Genomic DNA, 24,872 nt, shown 5'->3' with positions numbered 1-24,872 from the left:
AAGTCATAGATGCGGGCGTGTTGGCTAAAATGGGTCGGCCGGGATTGGTCAATCTCGGCCGACTATATTTGGCTAAAATAATCCGACGCTAACAGCGTTGCGCCTACAGCGAGAAAGCAAAGGCCGAAGCCCTTCGGGACTTCGGCCTTATTTGTTTTCGGCTTGGTTGCTGACATTGCGCCGCAGGTTGGGCATACGTCAGCGAAAACGCCCCAGAGCGAGCAAGGTGACGTGAAAGAGGAGGGCATTGACCTTTTGGTCATGCCCGACGATTGAACGTCAGATTGCCGCTCTGGGGCGTTTGCAGCGTCGACTAGTTACGCGGTTTGGTGAAAACCGCGTAACCCTACAGTTGGCGCAGGCCCTCTTCCAGGCCGGTCTTGCTGTCGGTCTTCTCGTCGCGCATCTTGATGGCGCGGGCGGGGACACCGGCCACGACGGCGCCGGCGGGGACGTCCTCGACGCACACGGCGCCGGCGGCAACTACAGCACCCTTGCCCACGTGCACGCCTTCCAGGACCACGGCGTTTGCGCCGATCATGACATCGTCCTCGATGATGACGGGCGTGGCGCTGGCGGGCTCCACAACGCCTGCCAGCACGGTGCCGGCGCCGATGTGGCAGTTCTTGCCCACGGTGGCGCGACCGCCCAGCACGGCGCCCATATCGATCATGGAACCCTCGCCGATAACGGAGCCGATGTTGATGATGGCGCCCATCATGATGACGGCACGGTCGCCAATCTCGACGCGGTCGCGGATGATCGCGCCCGGCTCGATGCGGGCGTTGATGCCCTTAAGGTCGAGCATGGGGACAGCGGAGTTGCGGCAGTCATTCTCGACGTCGTAGTAATCGATGGAATCGGCGTTGGCGTCCAGGATGGCTTTGAGCTCGTCCCAGTCGCCAAAGACGGTCTTGCCGCGACGGCCGCCGTAGACATGTGCGTCGCCCCAGGCAACCTTCATGCCGGGTTTCTCGCGCACATACAGCTTGACAGGCGTCTTTTTAGGCGCGGTGGCGATGTAATTGATAATCTCCTGGGCATCCATCTCGGCTGCGTTGCTCATTCGCTATCTCTCCTTTGGGTGGATTCGGTTGATACCTGGTTAGGCAAACATGACCTGGTCGAACGTATAGAAGCCGGGTTCGCGGGCGACGAGCTTCTGCGCGGCTGCCAGGGCGCCGTTGACAAAGATCTGACGGCTCGTGGCGCGGTGGGTGAGCGTGACCTCCTCGTCCTGGCCAAAGAAACTCACTTCGTGGACGCCGGCGACAGTGCCACCGCGCAGCGAGTGCATGCCGATCTCCTTGGGATCGCGTGCTCCGCACATGCCCTCGCGGCCATAGACGGGGTGGTAGCCTGCCTCGGGCTCGGTTTCGACGACGGCATCGAGCAGCAATTTGGCAGTGCCGCTGGGGGCGTCGACCTTTTGGTTATGGTGCGTCTCGACGATTTCGCAGTCAAAGCCGGGCAGCTCGCGTGTGGCCTGTGCTACCAGATGACGCAGGGCTGCGATGCCGATGGAGTAATTGCCGGAGTGCATGACGCGGGCGTTCTGGCCCAGCTCGCGCAGGCGGTCCATCTGCTCGGGCGTGTAACCCGTGGTGCCCGAGACCAACGCCGCGCCCGTGCGCTCGACATAGGCGACGACAGCATCGAAGGTCGCAACGTTCGAGAAGTCGATGATGACGTCGGCTGCCGGGGCGCTCTCGAACTCGGACAGATCAAAACCGATCTGGGCGACGATATCAAAAACGGGCTGACCGGCGGCGTCGACAACGCCCTCGGCGGTGGTGCGGATGAGCGAGCCCATACGGCCCGTTCCCATAATGACGGTCTTAATCAAGCAGACCAGCTCCCTTCAGAGCATCGGTAAGTGCAGCGCGCGTGTCGTCTGCCATGGGGCACAGCGGCATGCGGTAGTTTGCCTCGATCATACCCATCTGAGCGAGCGCTTCCTTGACGGGGATGGGGTTGACCTCACTAAAGAGGGCGTTGATGAGCGGCTGAGCGGCAATTTGGATGTCGCGGGCGCGCTCCACGTCACCGTCCAGATAGGCGCGGCACATGTCGTGCACGAGCTGCGGCTGAACATCGGCCCACACGCTGATGGTACCCGAAGCGCCCAGGCTCATGAGCGGTACGGTAAGCGCGTCCTCGCCCGAGTACATGCGGAAGTCGTCGGACAGCAGGTGGGCGATCTTGGCCGCGTAGGCGACGTTGCCCGAGGCTTCCTTAATACCCATGATGTTGGGGTGCGCAGCCAAGCGCTCTACGTTGCGCTCGCTGATGCCGCAGCCGCAGCGGCCGGGGATGTTGTACAGGATGCAGGGGATGTCCACGGCATCGGCGACGGTCTTAAAGTGCTGATAGATGCCCTCTTCATTGGCCTTGTTGTAGTAGGGGGTAATGAGCAGCAGGCCGTCGGCTCCCAAGCCCTGGTAGGTGAGCGACTTGGTGAGCATGGTTTGCGTGGAGTTGGAGCCCGAGCCGGCAATGACGGGGATGCGGCCTGCAACTTGCTTGACCACGGCGGCGACAACGGAGTTATCCTCGTCATCGGTCATCGTGGCGCTCTCGCCGGTGGTGCCCAGGGTGAGGATGGCGTCGGTGCCGTTTTGCAGGTGGAAATCGATAAGGCGCTCGAGTGCGTCAAAGTCGACACTGCCGTCCTTTTTAAACGGCGTAACAAGGGCGACGATCGAGCCTTCAAGATTGCGGATGTCCATGTTCTTCTCCTTTGCGTCCGCGATCTGGATGCGCTTATTCCATTGGGCGGCGACTGCCAGGCGCTCGTCTTGGGCGCGACGGCGAGCACTTTCGGCGCGCGACTTGGCCAGCAGCTCTCGGCCGCTCGGCAGTACGTCGAGCGTGGCAAAGTAATCGCCCGGGCGCTCAGCACGGCGAATAAGGTCGGCCGAGCCATCGGGGCGCAGCAGCACCTCTGCGGAGCGCAGACGGCCGTTGTAGTTGTAGCCCATGGAGTAGCCATGCGCGCCGGTATCGTGGATCACGAGCACATCACCCATGTCGATATGCGGTAACTCGCGATCGATGGCGAACTTGTCGTTGTTCTCGCACAGATTGCCCGTAATGTCGTACGTGTTTGTGACGGGCGCCGCGGTCTTGTCGGAGCCACCCGGCTGGCCCATCACCGTAATATGGTGGTAGGCGCCATACATGGCAGGGCGGATCAGATCGACGGCGCTTGCGTCGACACCGATATAGTCCTTGTAGATTTGCTTCTCGTGGATGGCCTTGGTGACCAGGCAGCCGTAGGGCCCCATCATAAAGCGGCCCATCTCGGTGCAGATGGCCACATCGCCCATACCGGCGGGAACCAGGATCTCGTCGTAGGCCGTGTGCACCCCCTCGCCGATGGCGTGAATGTCGTTGGACTGCTGCTCGGGCAGGTAGGGGATGCCGACACCGCCGGACAGATTGATGAAGGCGACGCGTGCGCCGGTCTCGCGCTCCAGGCGCACGGCAAGCTCAAAGAGGATGCGCGCGAGCTTGGGGTAGTAGTCGTTGGTGACGGTGTTGCTGGCAAGGAATGCGTGGATGCCAAAGTCCTCGGCGCCCTTGGCCTTGAGCATGCGGAACGCCTCGAAGAGCTGCTCGGTGGTCATGCCGTATTTGGAGTCGCCGGGGTTATCCATGATGCCGTTGGAGAGCTGGAACAGGCCGCCCGGATTAAAGCGGCAGCTGACCGCCTTGGGGATGGGGCCTGCGACGCGCTCAAAGAACTCGATGTGGCTGATGTCGTCAAAGTTGACGATGGCGCCCAACTTCTCGGCGAGCTCAAAGTCCGCTGCCGGCGTGTCGTTGGACGAGAACATGATGTCGTGTCCCGTGATGCCCAGCGAGCGGGCGATCATGAGCTCGGTATAGCTCGAGCAATCGCAGCCGCAGCCGTATTCGTTGAGAATGGAGATGAGCGCCGGGTTGGGATTGGCCTTGACGGCAAAGTATTCCTTAAAGCCCGGGTTCCATGCAAAGGCGTCGCGCACCTCTTGCATATTGCGGCGGATGCCCGCTTCGTCATATAGATGAAACGGCGTGGGGAACTGCTCGACGATATGCTCGAGCGTTTCCTTGTCCACAAACGGCTGTTTGGCCGCATATGCCTCATTGGGGGTCAATGCCATGTCCCGTAAACCTCGCTATCCAGACGGCGCCATCTGCGCATCGAATCCGCATAGCGTGGACCCAATGTCCGGATAGCGCTCCCGCATTGCTGCAGACAGTCCTGCGGGTGTTTCCCGCAGGCCCACCAGGTTGTTCGTGCCCAAAAAACCCAGTTCGGCGGGTTTCGCCTCCCCACGGGGTCAAAGCCTGCCGGCTCGCCCGCGGTTCTTCGTGCCCGCGCCTCTATCAAGCGGTAACGACCCTACCACGTTGCACTTTACCAAACAAGAGTATTCGTATATAACGTTTAAAAAATGCAGGGATATGCTAGAAACAAGGGCGTCACAATTTTGCATCACAATATTGTGTGAACGGAAATGCCCCATGAAAGGATCCTTTATGACCGAGCTCCAAGAACTTCGTCGCTATCGTCGCGACCTGCATCGCATTCCGGAGCTCGATTTCGATCTTCCTCAAACCATAGCCTATATCGAGGGCGTGCTCGCCTCGCTTGCCTGTGAAGTGACCCATCCTTGCCCCAGCTGTGTTTGTGCTTTCTTCGACGCTGGCACGGGCGCCGCGCATGCCACGGCGATTCGCGCCGATATGGACGCGCTGCCTATCGCGGAGGCGACGGGTGCGGCCTTTGCCTCGACGCATCCCGGGAAGATGCACGCTTGCGGACACGATGGACACATGGCCATGGCACTTGCAGCGGCAACCTTTGTCGATCGCACGATTCGTGAGCAGCCAGGTGCCATCAAGCGTAACGTGCTCTTTGTGTTCCAGCCTGCCGAGGAGACGACCGGTGGTGCCAAGACGGTATGCGAGAGCGGTGTGTTCGAGCGCTACGGGGCCGACCGCATTTTTGGCTTTCACGTGTGGCCCGATCTGCCTGCGAACACGTTGGCGAGTTGTTCCGGCCCGCTGCTGGCGCGCTCGAGTGAGACGCACGTGCACATTCACGGGACAAGCATCCATATCGCCAAGACCTACGGCGTTCCCGTAAACGAATCGCACGATGCGGCGCTGGCAGCTGCCAAGTTCTTGGTTGCCGAGCGTGAATTGATGGACGAGTTGGGTGCCGATGAACCCTGCATTGGTAAGTTCGGCCTGCTGCAGGCCGGTACCGTCTGCAATGCGGTGGCGGGGGAGGCCCATGTTGCCGGCAGTCTGCGCGTGTTTACGGACGGTATGTTCGACCGCGCGCGCGAAGGCGTGCGCCGTGTACTCGACGAGGCGTGCGCTGCAACGGGCTGCACGTACGATCTCGACTTTGCCGAGGGCTATCCACCGGTCGACAACGACCCCGAGTTATTCGCCCGAATCGCGCCTGCTCTGCCCGAGTTACAGCTCGTGGACGAGCCGCTGCTGATTGCCGAAGACTTCGCCTTCTATCAGCGCCATCTGCCGGGCGTGTTCTTCCTTCTGGGCACGGGTATGCCAGAGGACCAAGACAACCCGAGTGATTCGGATGGCTGCCCCGCCTATGCCACAAGCGCTCTGCATACCGATAGCATGCTCTTTGACGAGGAAATCCTACTCAAAGGCCTCGATGTCTATAAACGATTGCTTGTGATGGAGTGACGATGGAACGACGCCGACAGTCTGCCGTATATAGTCCGGGTGGATGCGGGTGCGGTTTGCTGCTGCTTCCGGTTATTGCTGTGAGCATTGGCGTGATGTTTGCGCTTGCCGGGCTTGCCGCGGCGGCGCTCGTGCTGTTTATCACTGCCATCGGCGTGACGATTTGGCTCTGCCGCAATCGCGAGCAACGCCGTGCCGACGGTAAAACCAATGTCGGCTGGGTCGTCTTTCTGATCATTGCGTACCTGCTGAGTGCCAGCTACCTTGTTTTCTTTGTCCTGTTGATGATCAGTGCCTTTACCGGGGAATCCGTCACGGTGGGTTGATGCACTGCCAGCAGACGGTCGCGCGCAGTGCGTTTGCTCGGCGTTTGGATAACTGCATTGGTCGTTTACCGCAGCCTTAGCTCTCAGCTAATGAATTCAAGTTCAATCCTTCCTACGATGTGCTGTGTACCGGCACGGTAGCCGGATCGTAGGAAGGATGAATAATGGCAAAAGAGGGAAAGAAGCCGATCGGCAAGATTGTCCTAGGCGTCATCGTGGTGCTGGTTATTGTCGGTGCCGTGGGCTCTATAGGTGGCAATTCAACCGATTCGTCTGCGAGCGATTCGGCAAAGCCTGCCAAGGCGACACAGCAGGCTGAGGAGCAAAAAGAACCGCAAGAACCGTATACCATTGCTGACGAGGCTGAAGACACCTCCAATCAGTTTGCCTATAAGATCACGGGCACGCTGACCAATAACACGGACAAGGAAAAGAGCTACATTCAGATCGAATATGTTCTGTATGATGCCGATGGCAACCAGGTTGGAACGGCTCTTGCAAACACCAATCATCTGAAGGCGGGCGGCTCTTGGAAGTTCGAGGCGCTGGGTACGGTGTCTCCCGACCAGGTTGCTAGCTGGGAGCGTTCGGACGTAAGCGGTTTCTAGCATGTTGTATGCACTGGGGGAGGTGAAGTCGTATGCCCGATAAAAAGCTGACCGAGGAGTTGCTCAATGAGCTTCTCGACGCGCCAAACATCGATGGCTATATCAAAGAACGCGACTTTGCCGCCCCGTCGCTTTCGGACTACCTTAAGCAGCTGCTGCAGGAAAAGGGCTTAGAGCGCTCGCGCGTGGTGCGCATGGCCGACCTCAATGAGACTTTTGGTTATCAGATTTTTACCGGTGCGCGGCATCCGAGCCGCAATAAGGTGCTGCAGATTGCCTTTGCGATGGCGTTGACGCTCAAGGAGACCAACCGCGCCTTGACGGCTGCCGGGGCAAGCGTCCTTAACTGCAAGGACCGCCGCGATGCGATTATCATTTTTTGCATCGATCGCGGGTGCAGCCTCCAAAAGGTCAACGAGGAGCTGTATCGCTTTGGCGAGGAGACGGTGAGTTAGCGGCTGATATCTGAGCCGGCGGAGCTGCCGAACAACGATGCAAACGAACGGGGCGCAGATGCCATGGGGTGTCTGCGCCCTGCGCTATGATGGAGGCTATGGATACTCAGACCCCAACATATTCCGATGACGAGCTGACCGCAGCGCTTGTCGAGCACCTGGCGTCGCTCGATCGCGACGACAGCTATCGCGTGGAGCGTATACTTAAGCGCTCGTCCGTTGAAACAACCGAGCTCGTGTACTTTGAAGGAACCGGCGGTGGTTCGCTCGGCCCCTTTGTCCGTAAACGCATCGATGCTTCGGCTCAAATCGGAGGGGCATACGAGCGTCTATTTGCCGCTCAGCGGGCAGGCAGGCGTTTTGAGCACCTGCCCAGAATCGTCGATTGTCGTCGTGTGGGCGACGAGCTCAACGTGGTTATGGAATACATCGAAGGGGAGACACTCGGGGCGCTGGTGGACCGTCTGGGAGCCACCCCCGATTATGCGCGTGAATTGTATCCTGCCCTTTGCGACGCCGTGGGTGAGCTCCATGCCGGTTTTGCAATGGCGGGGGAGACGTCGGCGCCGGAGATCCATCGCGACCTCAAGCCGTCGAATATCATCGTGACAGGTGCCAACTATACGCCTAATGACGGCCTGACGTTTTCATCGCTGGTGATTATCGACTTGGGGATCGCGCGCGTATGGCGCGATGGCGCCGATGCCGATACCGTCAAGTTTGGCACGCGACCCTATGCGCCGCCCGAGCAGTATGGGTTTGGGCAGACGAGTGTGCGCAGCGACGTCTACGCGCCTGGCGCCCTGTTGTTCTTCTGCTTGACGGGAGTCGACCCTAAACCAGGGCTCGACATGCGCGAGCAATGCGAGGCGCGCGGCATTCCCACTCCACTTGCCGATGTCGTCTGCATGTCGATGGCGCTCGATCCGGTCAAGCGTTTTGCGAGTGCGGAAGCGTTGGGACGGGCGACGCGCGCGGCATACGATCTGAGTCGCCCCGTGCGGCCTCCTGCGCCTGTCCGTACTCCGGCCTCGGAGACGGTGTTGACGCCCCAAGGGCCCCGAAACCCCGCAGGGCTTCCTAGGCCCGCCGCCTCCGCTGCATGTGGTCTGCTCTCTCGCGTTCCGGAGTCTCTGGGGCGCATTTGGAATACGCTCGTCTGCTTCTCGCTGCTTGTGTTCTTTGTCGGAAGTCACTTTGCCGTCTTTCACCCCACCGGAGCAAACCAAAGCTACCCGACGTGGCTTCTCATAATCGAGTATTTTTTCTTTGTCGATGGCCTTATGGTGCTTATGCATTTTGCGCTGTTCGATAAGCGCCGTCTTCGTCGGCGATTCGCACTGCTCGACAGCTATCGCGGCAAGAAACTCGCGAAACTCTGGCTCAAGGCATTGGGTGTGCTGCTCCTATGCATGATCGTCATAGTCGCGGTTGCCAATGCGACCGGCGTCGTCGATACCTCCGCTACCTAAAAGAAAAGGGCCCCATTGGGGCCCTTTGCAGTTGCACTTAGATGCGGTTCATCTGAGCGGCGACTTTGTTGTACCAGTCCTGCCACGTGGGCGGGCAGTACTTTTTGGCCGCTGCCGGGGTAAGGGTGGAGCCATAGTTGGCGCCCAGATAGGCAACGTGAGCGGAGATGCCCTCGCTCCAGCTGCCAAAGCTGCGCCAACCGCCGCCACGTGCACTCCAGCCCCAGGCGTTGTAGGAATTGGCGCAATAAGCACCCTTGGTGCTCTCGATGCAGGCGATAGCGGGGGACCAACGGGGGTCGACACCGGTATTCCAAGCGGCGACGGCAAAGTTGTAGCCCTGGCCTGCCATGGGGGAGCCGGCGAGATAATTGTCGATGCGGCTCGTCCACTCATTAATGAACGAATCGTAATCGGAGCTACCGGTATTGGCGTTGTTCACCGTGGTGTCGATGGTGGTGTTGGTGTTGGTGGCCTGGCTGCTGGAATTGCTGCCGCTTACGCCCTCGCCCGAGAGCTTCTCGGCGGCAGCGGCCTTATCGGCCTCAAGCTTGGCAAGCTCAGCGGCATTTTCCTGCTCGGCTTTTGCCTGTGCCTCGCTGCGGAGCTGCTGGGCCTGCGTCAGCGCATCCTCGGCGTTTTTCTGCTCTGCCTCAAGTTGTGACTTGGCCTGCTGGAGCTCAGCCTTGTTCTGCTCGAGTTCGGTTTGCATGTTATTGAGCTCTTCGATCTCGTCGACGCTCGAGCTCGTGATCTGGTTGGTGTATTTGCAGGTCGTGATGAACTCACCCAGGCTCTGCGCGTTGACCAGGAAGCTCACGATGGGATTGGTGCCCTTCTGATACTTGTACAGATCGCGCATGGCGGAGCTTGCCTTGGCCTGCTGCTCGGGAAGCTTAGCCTCGATTTCCTCGATGCTTGCCTCATTGGAGTCAATCTGCTTTTGCAGGTCATCGAGCTTGGTGCGGGCGTCGTTGTAGGCGCTCGTGGCGGCTTCGATCTTCTGCTGGGCTGCGGAAAGCTGGTCCTGCGTTGCCTGCGAGGCGGCATACGCCGCAACGGGGGAGAGCATCGGCGTGGCCGTCAGCGCAACGGCGAGCGCGGCGCTCGTGATGATACGAGCCGGCGTCGACGCAATGAGCGCTGCGGTGCGATGATTCGAATGCTGCATCCAGTCCCTCTGCAATCAATCGTAGGTTATGGTTCGAACGGTATTCTACTACTGCTTTCGACCTCAACTTGAACCTTAAAGGTCCCAAAGGGTCAAGTTGAACTTGAGGCTTTGGCTTTGACCTGCAGTTATGATGAATTGTTGAGAAACCATAGAGTTCAACTTTAACGTTACAGAGCCCTGTTTGAGAGGAGTTTTGGGCTGTAAAAGCCATCTCAACGTGGGGTTTTATAACTACAGCGTGCCCTTCTGGCGAGCCTGCTCAATCTCTTCGATGGCCTCGGCGGGGGTGAACGAACAGGTGCCGTCGCCGAGTTTGATTACCTGGATATCGTCGCCGGCGTAGACCTCTCCGCCCTTTAGCACCACGCCGAAAACGCCCTCGTGGGGAAAGATGCAGTCGCCAGCGAGATAGTAGATGGCGCAACGGGTGTGGCAGACTTTGCCGATTTGGCTGATTTCGACGAGCACCTCGCTGCCTAGCTTGAGCTGCGTGCCCAAGGGGAGCGAGAGCAGGTTGATGCCCCGGGTTGTGAAGTTCTCTCCAAAGTCACCCTCGTGTACGTCGAGCCCGCGTGCCTGCGCCGTCTGGATGGACTCTGCGGCCAAAAAGGAAACCTGACGGTGCCAATGCCCGGCGTGTGCGTCGGAGGCGAGGCCAAATTGCTCTATGACGGTGTCGCGTCCATCGGCGACGGGCGACTTGCGCGTGCCCTTATGTGCCGACGTGTTGATCGAGACGATGCGGGCGGGTCCGTTGTAGGCGTCGTTTGCCGTGCACAGGGGAGCGGTCGCTTTCGCACGTTCCGCCAGCTCGCGCTTCGCAGCATTGAAGATGGGATTATCGGTCGGATGGTCTTGGGGCACGTGCGCGCCTTTCGCTCGAGGATGTCAATACACTGAATCCTACAACAATGGTAGGTTCATTGCCCGTCGTCATACAACGGTGAGCGCCGTCTTCGTGCTGGCCTTTGTGCTGGACGATTACGTCGATTGCCATAGATACGGTGGAGCTTTGGGCGCCGGCGACTTGGCACGCTAGAATAAATCAGTTGCGCAAAGACCGCCCGTTGTGTGGGCAGTTCATGATAGGAAGTTTCCATGGCATTGCAATTTACAGAGCGCGAGTTCATTCCAGTGCTGCTCGGTGGCGACATCAACGCCTATTCGGTGGCGCGCGCCTTCTACGAGGAGTACCAAGTCAAGAGTCTGGTCTTTGGCAAGTATCAGACGGGTCCCGCGTACCGCAGCCAGATTATCGACTACACGCCCAACGTGGATATCGACACCATGCCCGTGATGCTCAAAACCGTCAACGGCATTGCCCAAGCGCATGCCGACAAGACTATTGTCCTTGTGGGCTGTGGCGACAACTATGTCGCTCTCGTGGCTCAAGCCAAGGATGCTCATGAGCTGGCGGATAACATCGTCGCTCCCTACGCGCCCTACAGCATGCTCGAGCAGTGCCAGAAGAAGGAGATCTTCTACGAGCTGTGCGAGAAGCATGGCGTGCCCTATCCGCACACGTTTACCTTTACCAAGGCGATGCTTAATGCCCAGGGTGAGGCGCCTGCCGAAGTGCTCGACCAGATCGATTTTCCCTACCCGATGATCCTGAAGCCTTCCGACGGCATCATGTGGTGGCAGCACGAGTTCGAGGGCCAGAAGAAGGCCTATGAGATTGCCGACCGCGCCGAGCTGGAACAGGTCATTTGCGATTCGTATGCCAGCGGCTACACCGACGATCTGATCTTGCAGGACCGCGTGCCCGGCAACGACGAGTACATGCGCGTGCTCACCAGCTATTCCGACCGCAACGGTAAGGTGCGCATGATGTGCCTGGGCCATGTGCTGCTCGAGGAGCATCAGCCCCACGGTGTTGGCAACCATGCCTGTATCATCACCGAGCCCAACGACGAGCTCATGGGCGGCGTGCGCAAGCTGCTCGAGGACCTTCACTTTGTGGGCTATTCCAACTTTGACGTTAAGTACGACGAGCGCGACGGCTCGTTTAAGTTCTTCGATTTCAACACGCGCCAGGGTCGCAGCAACTACTACGTCACCAACAGCGGCTTTAACGTTGCCAAGTATGTGGTGGACGAGTATGTGTTCAACCGCCCGTTTGAGCCGGAGTTTGTGACGGCACAGGACGAGGCGCTGTGGATGGTCGTCCCCATGGGCGTCGTCGACAAGTACGTCAAGGATCCCGAGCTGCGCGCTAAGGTGCATCGCCTGGACAAGGAAGGCAAGGGCGCCGACCCTTCGTTTATGAAGGGCGACTTTGTCTTTAACCGCTGGCTGCGCATGTGGCACACCAAGCTGCGCCACTTTAAGCTGTTCAAGACGTATTACAAGTAGATGAGTGCGGCGCCCGTCCGGTTTACATCGGGCGGGCGCGGGTATGATACGCGCAATTGCGCAAGCGTCACCAAGGAGGCGGCGATGGAAAAGCTGGGAGTTATCGGCGGCATGGGCGCCGAGGCCACGTCGTATTACTACGACCAGGTGGTGCGTCATACGGCTGCTGCTCGCGATCAGGAACATATCGACATGGTGGTGCTCTCCAAGTCGACCATGCCCGACCGCACGCTGGCTATTAAGACCGGCGAGCATGCCAAGCTGCTGGCGACCATGAAAGAGTGTGCCCAGGCACTCGAGTCGCTGGGCTGTGCGCACATTGCCATTCCCTGCAACACGTCGCACTACTTCTACGACCAGATCCAGTCGTTTACGAAGGTGCCGATTATCCACATGCCGCGTGAGTCGGTGCGCTATGCTCTGGCCGGTGCGGTGATGGGGGAGTGCGAGTTCGACCCCAACCTGAGTATGCCGGCCGAGCCGGTGCACAAGATTGGCATCATGGGCACCGACGGTACCGTGGGCGCGGGCGTCTACGGCCGCGAATGTAAGGCTGCGGGTGTTGAGGTCGTCTATCCCAGCGAGAAACGTCAGAACGATGTGATGTCGCTTATCTACGATGATGTGAAGGCCGGACGTGAGCCCGATATGGATAAGTTCGACCGCGTGATGTGGGAGTTCGCCCGTAGCGGCTGCGACCGCGTCATTCTGGCCTGCACCGAGCTATCGGTGCTGCAGAAGTACCGAGAGATGCCCGAGATCACCCTCGACGCCATGGACGTCCTGGTGCGCGAATCCATCATCCGCAGCGGCGCCCCCTACCGCCTCTAGCTTCCGACCCGCCAAAAAGGGACAGGTTTATTTTGGTAGGTTTTATCTGGTGAAACAGTAAAGGCCTCGGCTCGTTTGGTGCGAGCCGAGGCCTTTTGCGTTGGGCGGTTGCTGTCGGTGGTGAACTAGAAGAGGAAGCCGATGGCGATGAGGGCGATGCTGACGATGAGCACGGCGATGTCCAGGCCCTTGATGGGGTAGCGCTTGTACGAGCTGGCGCGCGTACGCAGATAGAAGCCGCGCTGTTCTGCCGCCAAGGCTGTGGCATCGGTCTTGCCCACGCTCGAGATGAGCAGTGGCACACACAGTGGCAGCATGAGCTTAAGCTTCTTGATGGGGTTCTTGGTGTCGTATTCGACGCCGCGTGCGGTCTGCGCCTCCATGATGGCGTTCATCTCCTGACCAAACACCGGCACAAAGCGCAGCGCCGTGGTAAAGGTGAAGGCATAGCGATACGGCACGTGCAGCACCTCGACGCAGGCATTGGCAAGGTCGTTGAGCTTGGTCACCATGAGCATGAGGATGAGTGGTAACGCCACACCCAGCAGGCGCAGGCAGGCCTTCGATCCTGTGATGAGGCCCGTGTCGGTGACAAAGCCCCACACCACGTTGCCATCGCGCATAAAGGCCAGCTGGAGCACCAGCATGATAAGCGCGAGCGGAATCAGCAACTTGAGCAGCGAGAACAGACGGTCGACGACGCCGGCATAGGCACCCAGCGCAAGGGTGAGGGCTAAAAAGCCCAGCAGCGCCACGTAGGTGTCGGACAAGAAGATGCCGACGATGATGGCGGCGGCGAGGCCCAGTTTGACGACGGGATTCAGACGATGCAGCAGCGTATCGCCCGGCATGTAGTCGATGACGTTAACCACGGTGGACCATCTCCTTGGCAATTCGAACGACATCGGTGACCTCGCTCACCTGCGCAAAAGCGGGCGAGACAGAAGATGCCAGACGGCGCGAGAGCTCAATAACCTGGGGAGGCTCCACGTAGGCACGCCGCATGAGATCGATGTTCGAGAATAGCTCGTGCGTGCGGCCGCGGTCGAGGATGCGACCGTCGGCCATTACCACAATGCGCTCGGCAAAATCCGAGACGACTTCCATATCGTGGCAGACCATGATAACGGCGCAACCGCGCTCGGCCATGGTGCGCACTGTTTCCATGACGGTCATGCACTCGCGGTAATCAAGGCCGCTCGTGGGCTCGTCGAGCACGACGATCTTGGGCTCAACCACTACGACGGAGGCAAGCGCCACCATTTGTCGCTGGCCGCGCGAAAGCGAGAAAGGCGCCTCATCGGCAGGCAGGCCAAATCGGTCGATGACGAGCTGGGCGCGACGCAGTGCCTCGGCACGGTCGATGCCGCCAAGCTCCAGGCCAAAGGCGACCTCGTCGAGTACGGTATCCTTGCAGATCTGGCGGTCGGGGTTTTGGAAGAGGGTCGCGACCTCGCGAGCGATGCGGCTCGTGGGAACGGCTGCGGTATCCAGTCCCGTGACGCGCACGCTGCCCGAGGCGGGCTTAAGCAGGCCTGTGAGCAGTTTGGTGAGCGTGGTCTTGCCGGCGCCGTTTTGGCCGACGATGCCCACGAGCTCGCCAGGATAGAGCATCAGGCTAAGGTCGTGTACGGCGGCGCCGCCATTGGGATAGGCAAACTCAACATGGTCGAAGGTGAGTACGGGTTCGGCGTCCTTGGCATGAGGGCGCAACGACGGTGCATGCGGGGAACCGGCGGGCGCCTGGGCTTCGATAGCCGCGTGTGCGGGGTCGACGATGCCCGAAATCATGCGCTCGGTCTCATCGACATCCAAGCAGGGGGTACCGCTTACCAGGCCATCGGCCTCGAGGCTATTGAAGATACGCGTGACGCGAGGGCAGTCGACGCCGATGGCACGGAGCTCGTCGGTATGCGCGAAGACCTCGTGTGGCTCGCCCTGCAGCGCGATTTCGCCATGGTTGAGCACGAGCACGCGGTTGCAGTACTCCGAGAGCAGGGCGACCTTTTGCTCGACGACGACGATGGTGATTCCAAGTGCGCGGTTTGCCTCACGCAGCGTCTCGAAGACCAACGTGGAGCTGGCGGGGTCGAGTGCCGCGGTGGGCTCGTCGAGAACTAAGACGCGCGGACGCATGGCGAGGATGGCGGCGATGGCTACCTTTTGCTTCTGTCCGCCCGAGAGGGTGGCGATCTCGCGGTCGCGCAGGTCGCTGATGCCGACGGTCTCGAGCGTTTCGCTCACGCGCTGCTCGATCTGGTCGTGGGGAACGCCAAAGTTCTCGAGGCCAAAGAGCATCTCGTCCTCGACGACCGAAGCGACCATCTGCGTGTCGATATCCTGCAGCACACTGCCGACGATTTGCGACACGTCGGTGAGCGAGACTTCGCAGGTGTCGTGGCCGTCGACCATGACGGACCCAAAGAACGTGCCGGTGTAGTGGTGGGGCACGGCGCCCGACAGACAGGCGGCAAGCGTGGACTTGCCGGCGCCCGAGGGTCCGATGATGCCGATGAAATCTCCCTTGTTCACGCTGAGCGAGATGTGGCTGAGCGCCTGCTCGGTCTGCGTGCCATAGGAGAACGAGACATCGTCGACGTTGATGATCGTTTCCATGGATACCTTTCATAGTCATTGGGGACGTTCTTTAATGACTAGTCGTTTAAGAACGTCCCCAAAAGCTAGTCGTTTGGGACAGTCTTTGGTGGTGAAGCACGGAGACGGCTTTACGAGGGGCCCCAGGTTGGCGCGAGAAAGAGGAGCGAAGCGTACTTGGGTACGCGAGCGACGAATGAACGCCAAGATGGGGTGGCTCGTAAAGCCGAGCGGGTTAGTTGAGCCTAAGAGCCTTCTGGATGGGCAGGTAGAGGGCGCCGACCAGAATGGCGTTAAAGACGGCGGTCATGGCAACGACGGGCAGCATGGCGGCGGCGAGCTCGCCGACCACGCCGAGCATGGCCATCTTGATGATCATGAAGATGACGCCGGAGACAAAGGTGGTCAGGAAGGTTGCGACAATGGCGATGGCGGGCTTGACCTGACCGTTCTTGCCGGCGGCGTTGACGATGCCGGCCATGAGCATGGCGGCGATGCCCTCGGCGGCAAAATCGACAAACGGCGAGGTGGTGGTGATCTGGATCACGGCAGCCGAGATGAGGCCAATGACGAGCGCCTGGCCGATGTTGGGGCGAACGACCAGGATGGTGAGGCAGAAGGCCGAGATGATGAACTCGGGGCTGATCATGCCGCCCGAGATGCCCGAGATGGCCTTGCCGACGGTGAAGTTGAGGATGAAGCCGGCAGCGAGCAGGATGGCGAGCAGGACGAGGGCGCGGACGTCGAGTTTGCCGCGGTCGGCGGTCTGGACGGTGCGGGGCTGGGCGGCGGTGGTGTTCTGAGACATGGTGAAAATCCTTTCGGAAGGGGAGTGCAAGAGAAAAGCGGAGGCGCGTGATGCGAATGCGATCGGGCTCGAGATAGAAAAAGGCCCCCGGTCGAAACCGGAGGCCTTTCAATCACCTAGAGCGCAAAAACAGGCGTGAGGGACTCACTGTCGACCGATCGTATTCGCATCACGCCACCACCAGTTGTTGAGAGACTTCATCGTGTTCTTCATGTTGGTGGCTCCTTTCGTGATACCGTGGCACGGTCGCACCTAGTTGCTGTTGCGCTGCACTATAGCACAGCGAAGTGCGTGCGGGGAAATCTTTTTTGAAAAGATTTCAGGCGGGTTTCCCGCCGGTCAAAAGAGCGGGCTAAGCGGGCGAGGTGACTCATGTGCCCCGCCCGCTCAGCTAGGACATGAGGGTCTTAGGCCTTCTTGCGACGATAGATCACGTAGGCGCAGACACCGATGATGACGACGGCGCCAACGGCCATGGCGGCCATGTTGTTGCCCTCGGACTTCTCCTCGGAGACCTCTTCCTCTTCGGCCTCTGGCTCGGTCACGTCCTCATCGGAAAGGGCCTCGTCGGCGTAGGTGATGGATTCGACCAGGCAGTCGTTGTCGGCATCGTAGTCGCTCGGGACGAACTCCTCGGAGAAATCGCCCTCCTTGAGGTAGTCGCGCATCTCCTCGAGCATGGCCTTGCACTTAACATAGGTGTTCTTGGTTGCAGCCTTGCCGGCATTGTTGGCCAGGGCGGTACGGGCCTCGGTGCCTTCTTCGGCCTGCATGGCCTCGTCGACGGTCAGGTTCTGCTCGATGAGTTCCTTCTGCAGGGCGTCGAGATAGGCGCGGACGCCGGTGGCGCAGTGGTCGCGGTTCTCATAGGCGAGCGTGTTGATGTCCATAAGGACGTAGTTGATGGAGTTCTTGGGCTCCTCGTTGTTCACGACGTCTTCCTCTTCGCAGTGATCGAAGAAGACATCCTGATCGCTGAAGTAGGGGCTGACCTCGGTGAGCAGTGCGGAGTAGAAGGGGATGGCGACGGAGAATTCGGCGTTGGAGAGCATCTCCCACTGAATGGTCGCGATCTCGGGGTCCATGCCCTGACGGATCTGGAAGGTGTGGATCTCGGTGTTGCGGTTGGAGCCGATGGCATAGGCGCCGTCGGTGTTGGCGTTGAGGCCGGCGACATTCTCGCCGCGAGCGGCGAAGGAACGAATCATCTCAAAGGTGTTCCAGTCGGACTTGCCGGGCTGGAAGAACAGCGGCTGCATCTCGTGGACCAGAGCGCCGGTCGTGGCGCGAGCCTCTTCGCGCTCGTCCTTGACGATCTCGTAGTCGGTGCCCTCGGCAAGCGGAGCCATGAAGTAATCACGACCCTGGATATAGCGCGACCACTGGTGCATACCGGCCTCGCTAATCTCCTCGCCGTAGGTCTTGGCGACGTCGAACTTGCCGTCGGTGTACTCGGCAAAGCCCTTCTCCTTAGGCATGGACTCGATGCCTTCGGAATGGAGACAGTTCTCGGTGTCATCGAGGTCGACGTTATAGGTGAGGCTGCCGATGTTGGGGTTGAGCGAGGCGATGTCATCGGCGAGCTTCATAGCAATCCACTGATGGCCGGAAAGCGCGGCGAACAACCAGGTCTCGGTGCTGTCGGCGATGATGATCTGGTCGTTGGAGCAGACACCCTGCTCGTCGATCAGGCTGCCGATGAGCTCGACGCCCTCGCGGGCCGTGGCGCTCTCGCCCAGGATGACGCTGGCATAGCTGTATTCGCCAATGCCAGTCTCCTCGGTGATGGGGTCGGCCTCTTCGGCTTTCTCGTTATAGGAGGTGCTCAGCGTGGCAGAGCAGGAGACGCCCTTCTCGTTGATGCCTGCCTCGGAATATGCGTCGTAGCGATCTTCCCACTGCGAGGGGTTGTCGCGAACGAAGGTGTAGCGGTAGGTTGCGCCCTTGGACTTGTACTCAAAACCGGACTCGACCGAGGTGTACTCGTTGCCGTCCTTGTGTGCGGGCTCAATGCCAAAGTGCTTGACATAGCGCGGACCGAAGTCCTCGGAACGGCCGTAGTACGTGTTGCCGTCTGCCGTGAGCTTGCTGCCCATGTAGATCTGGGTGCAGGCGAGTGCCGAAGTCGGCATGGCCATGATGGCCGCTGCTCCAAACGCAAGGCCGCAGCCGAGCTTCTTGAGCGTGTTGACAGGATGAGTAAACCTCATAATCCCTCCCAACTGTTGAAACCCCGCGAAACCGTACGGAGTTTCAGCTAATAAATACATCTACTAGCCTAAAGGAAGTGTAAAGAGTATTCACTCGACAACAGCTTTTACTCGATGAGCGTGTGGAAATATACGATGAACGGATAATAATACTCATTTTATGGCTTTAGTTAAATAAAGGCACCCTGCATTTACTGTAGCTGAATAAAGCATTAGACGGCGCTCAAAAAGAAAACTCTCCCGCTGTTTAGGATTTGCATAAACAGCGGGAGAGTCGATAACTGGATGAATATCATACCAATGTAGAATTACTTCTTCCGGCGGTGGATCACGTTGATCGCATAGCCGACGAGCATGGCCAAAACGATGATGATAAAGCCGAGCAGGGGATTGTCGTTCATGGGGTCCTCCTATTTACCAAGCGGTGAGAATTCGTCGACGATGAGGTCGAGGCATTGCGGAAGCGCGCGGGCTCCAAAGACGCCCGAGTTGCTGGAGATAATCTCGCCATCGAACTGCATGCCCAGCGACGGCGTGCAGGTGATCTTGGCTTCCTTGGTCTGGATGATCTTGAACTGCGGGCGGCCGAGTACCTTGCCGGCGGGGTCGAGTGCGGCGGTGATCACAGTAGGCAACAGCTGCACGGTGCGCACGGGTTCGATGACCGCAATGTCGACCATGCCATCGTTCATGCGGCAGTCGGGGAACAGGTTGATGTCGTTTTGGATGACCGAGGTGTTGCCGGCCATGCAGCAGATGCCGTCGAGCTCCTCGACAATGCCGTCATGCTCAATGGTAAAGTGCGCTACCGTAGGGTTGGGCGTGGCGAGCGCAGAGAGGAAGTAGGCGATCTCGCCGATGTCGTTTTTGGTGGGGGCGGCCTTCATCATGATCTCGGCGTCGAAGCCCGAGCCGGCGATGATGATAAAGCCGTGGCGCTTCTCGTTGCCGTTCTCGTCGAGCCAAAAGAGCTCGCCCATGTCCACTTTGACCGTGCGACCGGCGCGGCAGGCCTTGGCAAGCGCCGCTGCCTCGGGGGCATTGCCGATGTTGTTAAAGAACAGGCAGGCCGTACCGGAGGGGAAGACGAGCGTGGGGACACCGCATCCGCGCATCTGGTCGAGCACGTTGGAGACAGTGCCGTCGCCGCCCGAAACGACCACGCGGTCAAACTCGCGCACGTCTGCCACGGCGTCCTCGGGCTCCATGCCATCGCCGATAAAACGCATCACGACCTCGTCGCCGCCCTGCGCGAGGGCGTGCGTGAATGCGTAGATTTCATCTGAGCTGGGGCCCGATGCCGGGTTGTGGATGATAAGGCAGCGCATACTTACGTTCCCGTTCTGTGACTAACCGAGTATAGTTGTAAGGCAATGCCGATATCCTACCCGTGTTTTTCGGGCCTAACCTTATTCGATGGGTTGATATGTACATTTCCACACATCAGGCTCTACTCGATTTTTGCCAGCGCGCCCGTGAGTTCGACGCGATTGCCGTCGATACCGAGTTTTTGCGCGAGCGCACATTCCATCCGCGTCTGTGCTTGGTTCAGATTGCCACCCCTGCCGAGAGCGTCGCGGTCGATCCCCTGGTAATCGACGACCTATCGCCGCTGGCCGAGCTTATGGCAGACGAGAGCGTGACTAAGGTCTTCCACGCCTGCTCGCAGGATATGGAGGTTATGCTCCATACCGTGGGCGTGCTGCCACGACCGATTTTCGATACGCAGGTCGCCGCTGCCTTTTTGGGTGAGCGCCAGCAGATTTCGTATGGCGCGCTTGTTCAGACGTTTTGCGGCGTCTCGCTGCCCAAGACCGAGTCGCTGACCGACTGGTCGCGTCGCCCGCTGACCGATAAGCAGATTGAGTACGCGATTGATGACGTCAAGTACTTGATCGTCGCCTATACCGAGATGATGAGTCGCCTGCGCGAGCTGGGCCGTGTGGACTGGGTGCTCGACGAGCTACGCCCGCTGGCTGACGAGTCGCACTATCGCGCCGACCGTCACGAGGCATTCCGCAAGGTCAAGCGCATCAACTCGTGCAGCCGCCACCAGCTGGGCATCGCGCGCGAGCTCGCCGCCTGGCGCGAGGACCGCGCCGAGCGCCGCAACATCCCGCGCAAGTGGGTTATGTCCGACGATACGCTGCTGGCCCTGGTTAAACGTAATCCCGTGCGTGTCGAGGAGTTCCGCAGCATCCGCGGCACCGATCAGCTGGGGGAGCGCGACGTGGACGGCGCGCTGATGGCCATTAAGCGCGGCGCGAGCTGTCCGCACGATCGCCTGCCGCTCATGGTGCGCGGGCACCGTCAGATTTCGCCGGAGTTGGAGAGCGTGACGGACCTGATGTATGCGCTCATTCGCCTGGTTGCCGAGCGCTCGGGCGTGGCGACCTCGGTCATCGCCTCGCGCGATGACCTGGCCGACTATATTGAGCACCCCGAGCAGAGCCCCCTGCGCGAAGGTTGGCGCTTTGAGCTTGTGGGCTCGCGTCTGGACGATCTGCTTTCCGGCAATATGGGACTCACCGTGAAGGACGGCAAAATCGAGCTTCTATAGTTACGCGGTTTTACCAAACGCTGTAAACGTCGTTCTAGAGCTGCAATGCCAAAACATCGATGGTGTCTCGTTGGCTGGGCGAGTGGGTAAAATGCCTCCAACGTGTAACTCGATTCGGAGGAATTCGCATGCCTTATTACTATGGATACGGCTTTGGCATCGACCCGCTGTACCTGCTGGTTGTTCTTGTCTGCACGGTGCTTGGCCTTGCCGCACAGAACTATATCAACTCGACATACAAAACCTGGTCCAAGGTTCGCTCGGACGGCGACACGGGCGCCACGGTCGCTCGCCGCATGCTCGACGCCAACGGCTGCAACGCCGTGGGTATCAAGGGTGTCGCCGGCGAGCTCACCGACCATTACAACCCGCAGGACAATAACCTGTATCTCTCGGATGCCAACCGTTCGGGCGGGTCGGTCGCAAGCGTTGCCGTCGCCTGCCACGAGGCGGGCCATGCCGCCCAGCGTCAAAGCGGTTACGCCATGATGAAAGTGCGTACCGCCCTGGTTCCGGTTGTCAACTTTACCCAGAACACTTGGACCATCGTGTTGCTCTTGGGCCTGTTTATGAACATTGCCGGGCTCACATCCCTCGCACTGATCTTCTTCTCGTTTAGCGTGCTGTTCCAACTGGTTACGCTGCCGGTCGAGATTGATGCCAGCCGCCGCGCCGTGGCGTACATCGAGCAGTCGGGCATGAGCTCCAAGCAGGTCAATGGTGCCAAGAAGGTCCTGACGGCAGCCGCGCTTACCTATGTTGCTGCAGCGCTCACTTCGATCATTCAGCTGCTCTACCTGATGGCTCGCTACAACAGAAACTCCAACCGATAACAAATTGGCTTGACAGGCGCCGCGGAGATTTGTGTCCCCGCGGCGCTGTACTATGTGTTGGACTTGAATTTGCGCAGGGCCGGAGCCCTTGTGCACGATAACGAAAGGAGGCTGCGTGGCAGGCTGGAATCTGACCGGCAATGCCGTTTCCGCCGAGTTCGACGGTTCGGACGAGCAGGAGCGTAAAGAACTCAGCGTGAGCCAGGCGGTAGAGATCGCCGCCGGTGCGCTCGATGCCATTCCGCAGCTGAGCGTTCTGGGCGAGGTCACGGGTTTCCGTGGCCCCAATGCCCGAAGCGGTCACTGCTACTTCCAGATTAAGGACGACTCGGCCGCCGTTGACTGCATCATCTGGAAGGGCGCCTACCTTAAGCGCACCTTCGACTTGCGCGATGGCATGCAGGTGAGCTTTAAGGGCAGCTTCAATCTCTATAAGGCCACCGGCCGCATGAGCTTTGTCGCTCGCTCGTTTTCGCTGGCGGGGGAGGGTCTGCTGCGTCAACAAGTGGCGCAACTGGCCGAAAAGCTACGCCGCGAGGGCCTGATGGACGAAGCGCGCAAGCGCCGCATCCCGGTGTTCTGCTCGAGCGTGGCGGTCGTCACCTCGCTTTCGGGTGCCGTAATCGATGACGTCAAGCGCACATTGCGCCGCCGCAACCCACTCGTCGAGCTCGTCTGCGTGGGCGCCAAGGTTCAAGGCGAGGGTGCGCCGACAGAGCTCATTGAGGGCTTGCACCGCGCCGCTTCCATTACGCCGGCGCCGGATTGCATTTTGCTGGTGCGCGGCGGCGGCTCCTTCGAGGACCTCATGACCTTTAACGACGAGGAGCTTGCCCGTGCGGTGGCAGCCTGTCCCGTACCTGTGGTAACGGGTATTGGGCATGAGCCCGATACCTCGATCTGCGACATGGTAAGTGACCGCCGCGCCTCCACGCCCACGGCGGCGGCCGAATCGGTGGCGCCGGCTATGACGGAGTTGGCCGATGTGCTCGAGGCGCGCCATCAGCGTCTGGGTGCCGCGATGGCATCGATGATTGGGTCGAATCAGGTTGATTTGGAGATCATCGATCAGCGTGGACGTCGTGTCTGGGATACCTATACGGCTCGTTTGGGCGACGCGCTCGATGCGGCCGCATGCCGCCCGTGCCTCAACGATCCTACATTTATGGTCGAGCGTCGTGAGTCAGAGCTTGCACTGACTGCCGATCGCCTGTCGGGCGCCATGGTACGCTCGGTCGGAGCTTTCCGATCCAGCTTTGAACGCCTGCCCGAGCGTCTGGTTGCAAGCACCTCGGGACTCGATGGCAAGCACCATGCGCTCACGCTCGCAAGCTCCCGTCTGGAGCATCAGGGACGTACGATGCTCAGCAAGCCCGCATCCGACCTGGGCCGAGCTGCCGCGTCGCTCGATGCCCTGTCGCCGCTCAAGGTGCTTGCCCGTGGCTATTCCATCGCGTACAGCGATGATGGTGTGGCTACGAGCGCCAAGACCTTTAAGCCGGGCGACGCCATCCGCGTGCGTATGGCAGACGGCAACGTGGCGGCAACGGTCGATACGGTCGAGTAGGCCGCGTTTCATAGTGATAGACCTTTAGGAAAGGAAACAGATATGGCAGAGAAGACCCCGGTCGAGCAGCTTACGTACAAGCAGGCCTCGCAGGAGCTGGAGCTCATCATCCGCAGCCTGGAGTCGGGCGATATGGAGCTCGAGGAGTCGCTCGAGAGCTATACCCGCGGCGTCGAGCTCCTCAAGAGCCTGCGCACCCGCCTGTCCGATGCCGAGCAGAAGGTCTCGGTGCTTCTTAAGGACGTCGACGGCAACGACGTGCTCGCCGACGGCGAACCCGCCAACACCGACGACAACCTCTCGTTCTAACCATCCCGACCAAATATAATTACCTTGGTCTGTGAGAAAGGAACCAACCATGTGCGATTGCATCTTCTGCAAAATTGCCAACCACGAGATTCCCTCGACCGTTGTCTATGAGGACGATCAGGTCATCGCCTTCGATGACCTCAATCCCCAGGCGCCGGTCCACACGCTCGTGATCCCCAAGAAGCACTACAGCGATATCGCCGATAACGTGCCGGCCGAGACCATGGGCGCCATGGCTCACGCCATCCAGGAGGTCGCTAAGGCCAAGGGCCTGGAGGACGGTTTCCGCGTCATCTCCAACAAGGGCGTCAACGCCGGCCAGACCGTCATGCACTTCCACATGCACGTTCTCGGCGGCAAGAGCCTGGGCGAGAACCTCATCTGAGGGCGCGTAGCCCGTCGACTTGGCTGCCTTTGGAGTAATCTATGCAGCTTTCTCAACTCGAATACCTTCAAGCGGTAGCGAACTATGGCGGCGTGCGCAAAGCGGCTCGCGCCGTTCACGTGAGTCCACAGGCCGTTTCGTCGGCAATAAAAAAGTTGGAATCTGAGTATCAGATCGTTTTGCTCAACCGATCGGCGGGGGAGGCTGTTTTGTCTCCGGCGGGCAGAGAATTTGCACGTCGTGCACGCGTGATCCTGGCACAAGTCGACGATCTCAAAAAGTACGCTCAATCGAGGGACGACGGCGTCTCGCCTGACGGCCATTTCCGTCTTTACGCCCCCTGCCTTCATGGGCGGGGGCGCCTTTTTGCCGAAAACTGGTATGACTCGTTTGAAAGCTCGCACCCTCAGATTCACCTTGATGTGTGGCATCAGCCAACGGCTACATGCTTTGAATCACTTGTGCTTGGCATTTCGGATGCGGCCATCTCATTTGAGGAACCAAGGGACAGTGTCCTTTCTTCATAATATTTGGGTGAAAAGGAGCTCAAGGTTCTTTCATGCCCAGCAGGTCATCAATCTGTTGACGCTATGACCATCCGTGAGTTACTGGGCGGCAGGCTCGCTGTTCCAATTAACTTGTCACCCTGTCTCAATGCAATCAATCAAT

The 24,872-nt window shown here is 59.6% G+C and carries 23 protein-coding genes and 1 riboswitch; of the genes, 13 read left to right on the top strand and 10 right to left on the bottom strand.

Annotation, left to right across the window (positions count from 1 at the left end):
• Positions 1 to 346 precede the first annotated feature (346 nt).
• Genes dapD through dapA form a run of 3 tightly spaced genes read right to left on the bottom strand, consistent with a single transcriptional unit; the run spans position 347 to position 4,148 of the window.
• A complete protein-coding gene (gene dapD, locus I2F59_RS01400; protein ID WP_229065262.1) occupies positions 347 to 1,066 on the bottom strand; it encodes a 2,3,4,5-tetrahydropyridine-2,6-dicarboxylate N-acetyltransferase in 720 nt (239 codons plus the stop codon).
• A 39-nt stretch (positions 1,067 to 1,105) separates the two neighbouring features.
• Positions 1,106 to 1,846 carry a 4-hydroxy-tetrahydrodipicolinate reductase gene (dapB, locus tag I2F59_RS01395; RefSeq protein WP_195502975.1) on the bottom strand — a complete coding sequence of 247 codons (741 nt, stop codon included), beginning with the start codon at positions 1,844 to 1,846 and terminating at the stop codon, positions 1,106 to 1,108.
• The gene (dapA, locus tag I2F59_RS01390) at positions 1,839 to 4,148 is read right to left on the bottom strand and encodes a 4-hydroxy-tetrahydrodipicolinate synthase (protein ID WP_195502973.1); all 2,310 of its coding nucleotides are present in this window, start codon (positions 4,146 to 4,148) and stop codon (positions 1,839 to 1,841) included. Before dapA ends, dapB begins: the two co-directional genes overlap by 8 nt.
• Before the next feature lie 65 nt (positions 4,149 to 4,213).
• Positions 4,214 to 4,382, bottom strand: a riboswitch (Lysine riboswitch).
• 145 nt (positions 4,383 to 4,527) lie between these two features.
• Here dapA and I2F59_RS01385 point away from each other — a divergent pair.
• The 5 genes from I2F59_RS01385 to I2F59_RS01365 all read left to right on the top strand — a co-directional run bounded on the left by I2F59_RS01385 (position 4,528) and on the right by I2F59_RS01365 (position 8,576).
• Entirely contained in the window at positions 4,528 to 5,715 is a 1,188-nt protein-coding gene (locus I2F59_RS01385) for an amidohydrolase (RefSeq protein WP_229065261.1), read from the top strand.
• A 2-nt stretch (positions 5,716 to 5,717) separates the two neighbouring features.
• Positions 5,718 to 6,041, top strand: a complete 324-nt coding sequence (locus I2F59_RS01380; RefSeq protein ID WP_195502970.1) for a hypothetical protein — start codon at positions 5,718 to 5,720, stop codon at positions 6,039 to 6,041.
• A gap of 164 nt (positions 6,042 to 6,205) precedes the next feature.
• Complete coding sequence (locus tag I2F59_RS01375; protein WP_195502969.1) at positions 6,206 to 6,649, top strand: FxLYD domain-containing protein; 444 nt, start codon at positions 6,206 to 6,208, stop codon at positions 6,647 to 6,649.
• Between the two features lie 32 nt (positions 6,650 to 6,681).
• Positions 6,682 to 7,104, top strand: coding sequence for an XRE family transcriptional regulator (locus I2F59_RS01370; protein ID WP_195502968.1), 423 nt, complete (start codon positions 6,682 to 6,684; stop codon positions 7,102 to 7,104).
• Positions 7,105 to 7,202: 98 nt separating this feature from the next.
• Entirely contained in the window at positions 7,203 to 8,576 is a 1,374-nt protein-coding gene (locus tag I2F59_RS01365) for a serine/threonine protein kinase (RefSeq protein ID WP_195502967.1), read from the top strand.
• A 37-nt stretch (positions 8,577 to 8,613) separates the two neighbouring features.
• On the opposite strand, the gene I2F59_RS01360 is transcribed toward I2F59_RS01365, so the two are convergent.
• Together I2F59_RS01360 and I2F59_RS01355 are read right to left on the bottom strand one after the other, a co-directional pair.
• Positions 8,614 to 9,747 carry a coiled-coil domain-containing protein gene (locus tag I2F59_RS01360; protein ID WP_195502966.1) on the bottom strand — a complete coding sequence of 378 codons (1,134 nt, stop codon included), beginning with the start codon at positions 9,745 to 9,747 and terminating at the stop codon, positions 8,614 to 8,616.
• Positions 9,748 to 9,981: 234 nt separating this feature from the next.
• Positions 9,982 to 10,614 carry an MOSC domain-containing protein gene (locus I2F59_RS01355; protein ID WP_271755922.1) on the bottom strand — a complete coding sequence of 211 codons (633 nt, stop codon included), beginning with the start codon at positions 10,612 to 10,614 and terminating at the stop codon, positions 9,982 to 9,984.
• A gap of 234 nt (positions 10,615 to 10,848) precedes the next feature.
• Between I2F59_RS01355 and I2F59_RS01350 the strand changes: the two genes are divergently transcribed.
• Both I2F59_RS01350 and I2F59_RS01345 read left to right on the top strand, forming a co-directional pair.
• Positions 10,849 to 12,105, top strand: a complete 1,257-nt coding sequence (locus I2F59_RS01350) for a carboxylate--amine ligase (protein ID WP_195502965.1) — start codon at positions 10,849 to 10,851, stop codon at positions 12,103 to 12,105.
• 84 nt (positions 12,106 to 12,189) lie between these two features.
• Entirely contained in the window at positions 12,190 to 12,936 is a 747-nt protein-coding gene (locus I2F59_RS01345; RefSeq protein ID WP_229065260.1) for an aspartate/glutamate racemase family protein, read from the top strand.
• Positions 12,937 to 13,061: 125 nt separating this feature from the next.
• Here the strand turns inward: I2F59_RS01345 and I2F59_RS01340 are convergent, their stop codons facing one another.
• The 5 genes from I2F59_RS01340 to I2F59_RS01320 all read right to left on the bottom strand — a co-directional run bounded on the left by I2F59_RS01340 (position 13,062) and on the right by I2F59_RS01320 (position 19,877).
• Positions 13,062 to 13,808, bottom strand: coding sequence for an energy-coupling factor transporter transmembrane component T family protein (locus tag I2F59_RS01340; RefSeq protein ID WP_195502961.1), 747 nt, complete (start codon positions 13,806 to 13,808; stop codon positions 13,062 to 13,064).
• Positions 13,801 to 15,552, bottom strand: coding sequence for an ABC transporter ATP-binding protein (locus I2F59_RS01335; RefSeq protein ID WP_195502959.1), 1,752 nt, complete (start codon positions 15,550 to 15,552; stop codon positions 13,801 to 13,803). Before I2F59_RS01335 ends, I2F59_RS01340 begins: the two co-directional genes overlap by 8 nt.
• Positions 15,553 to 15,766: 214 nt before the next feature.
• Entirely contained in the window at positions 15,767 to 16,339 is a 573-nt protein-coding gene (locus I2F59_RS01330) for a hypothetical protein (RefSeq protein ID WP_195245723.1), read from the bottom strand.
• 407 nt (positions 16,340 to 16,746) lie between these two features.
• Positions 16,747 to 18,549: a C69 family dipeptidase gene (locus I2F59_RS01325; protein WP_195502957.1), complete on the bottom strand. Its 1,803-nt coding sequence runs from the start codon at positions 18,547 to 18,549 to the stop codon at positions 16,747 to 16,749.
• A gap of 410 nt (positions 18,550 to 18,959) precedes the next feature.
• Complete coding sequence (locus I2F59_RS01320; protein ID WP_055309791.1) at positions 18,960 to 19,877, bottom strand: diacylglycerol/lipid kinase family protein; 918 nt, start codon at positions 19,875 to 19,877, stop codon at positions 18,960 to 18,962.
• A 98-nt stretch (positions 19,878 to 19,975) separates the two neighbouring features.
• On the opposite strand from I2F59_RS01320, the gene rnd reads away from it, so the two are divergent.
• The 6 genes from rnd to I2F59_RS01290 all read left to right on the top strand — a co-directional run bounded on the left by rnd (position 19,976) and on the right by I2F59_RS01290 (position 24,730).
• On the top strand, positions 19,976 to 21,109 hold the full coding sequence (gene rnd / locus I2F59_RS01315) for a ribonuclease D (protein WP_006234315.1): 1,134 nt from the start codon (positions 19,976 to 19,978) through the stop codon (positions 21,107 to 21,109).
• 128 nt (positions 21,110 to 21,237) lie between these two features.
• Entirely contained in the window at positions 21,238 to 21,942 is a 705-nt protein-coding gene (locus I2F59_RS01310) for a zinc metallopeptidase (protein ID WP_195502955.1), read from the top strand.
• Positions 21,943 to 22,057: 115 nt separating this feature from the next.
• Complete coding sequence (gene xseA / locus I2F59_RS01305) at positions 22,058 to 23,509, top strand: exodeoxyribonuclease VII large subunit (RefSeq protein WP_411161343.1); 1,452 nt, start codon at positions 22,058 to 22,060, stop codon at positions 23,507 to 23,509.
• 42 nt (positions 23,510 to 23,551) lie between these two features.
• Positions 23,552 to 23,818, top strand: a complete 267-nt coding sequence (gene xseB / locus I2F59_RS01300) for an exodeoxyribonuclease VII small subunit (protein WP_195502953.1) — start codon at positions 23,552 to 23,554, stop codon at positions 23,816 to 23,818.
• Between the two features lie 49 nt (positions 23,819 to 23,867).
• A complete protein-coding gene (locus I2F59_RS01295; RefSeq protein ID WP_117820684.1) occupies positions 23,868 to 24,203 on the top strand; it encodes a histidine triad nucleotide-binding protein in 336 nt (111 codons plus the stop codon).
• Positions 24,204 to 24,244: 41 nt separating this feature from the next.
• Entirely contained in the window at positions 24,245 to 24,730 is a 486-nt protein-coding gene (locus I2F59_RS01290) for a LysR family transcriptional regulator (protein ID WP_195502952.1), read from the top strand.
• The last annotated feature ends 142 nt before the right edge of the window (positions 24,731 to 24,872 follow it).

The sequence above is a fragment of the Collinsella aerofaciens genome, assembly GCF_015556945.1.
Taxonomy (GTDB): domain Bacteria; phylum Actinomycetota; class Coriobacteriia; order Coriobacteriales; family Coriobacteriaceae; genus Collinsella; species Collinsella aerofaciens_AO.
This window is presented reverse-complemented; position numbering and strand designations above follow the sequence as displayed.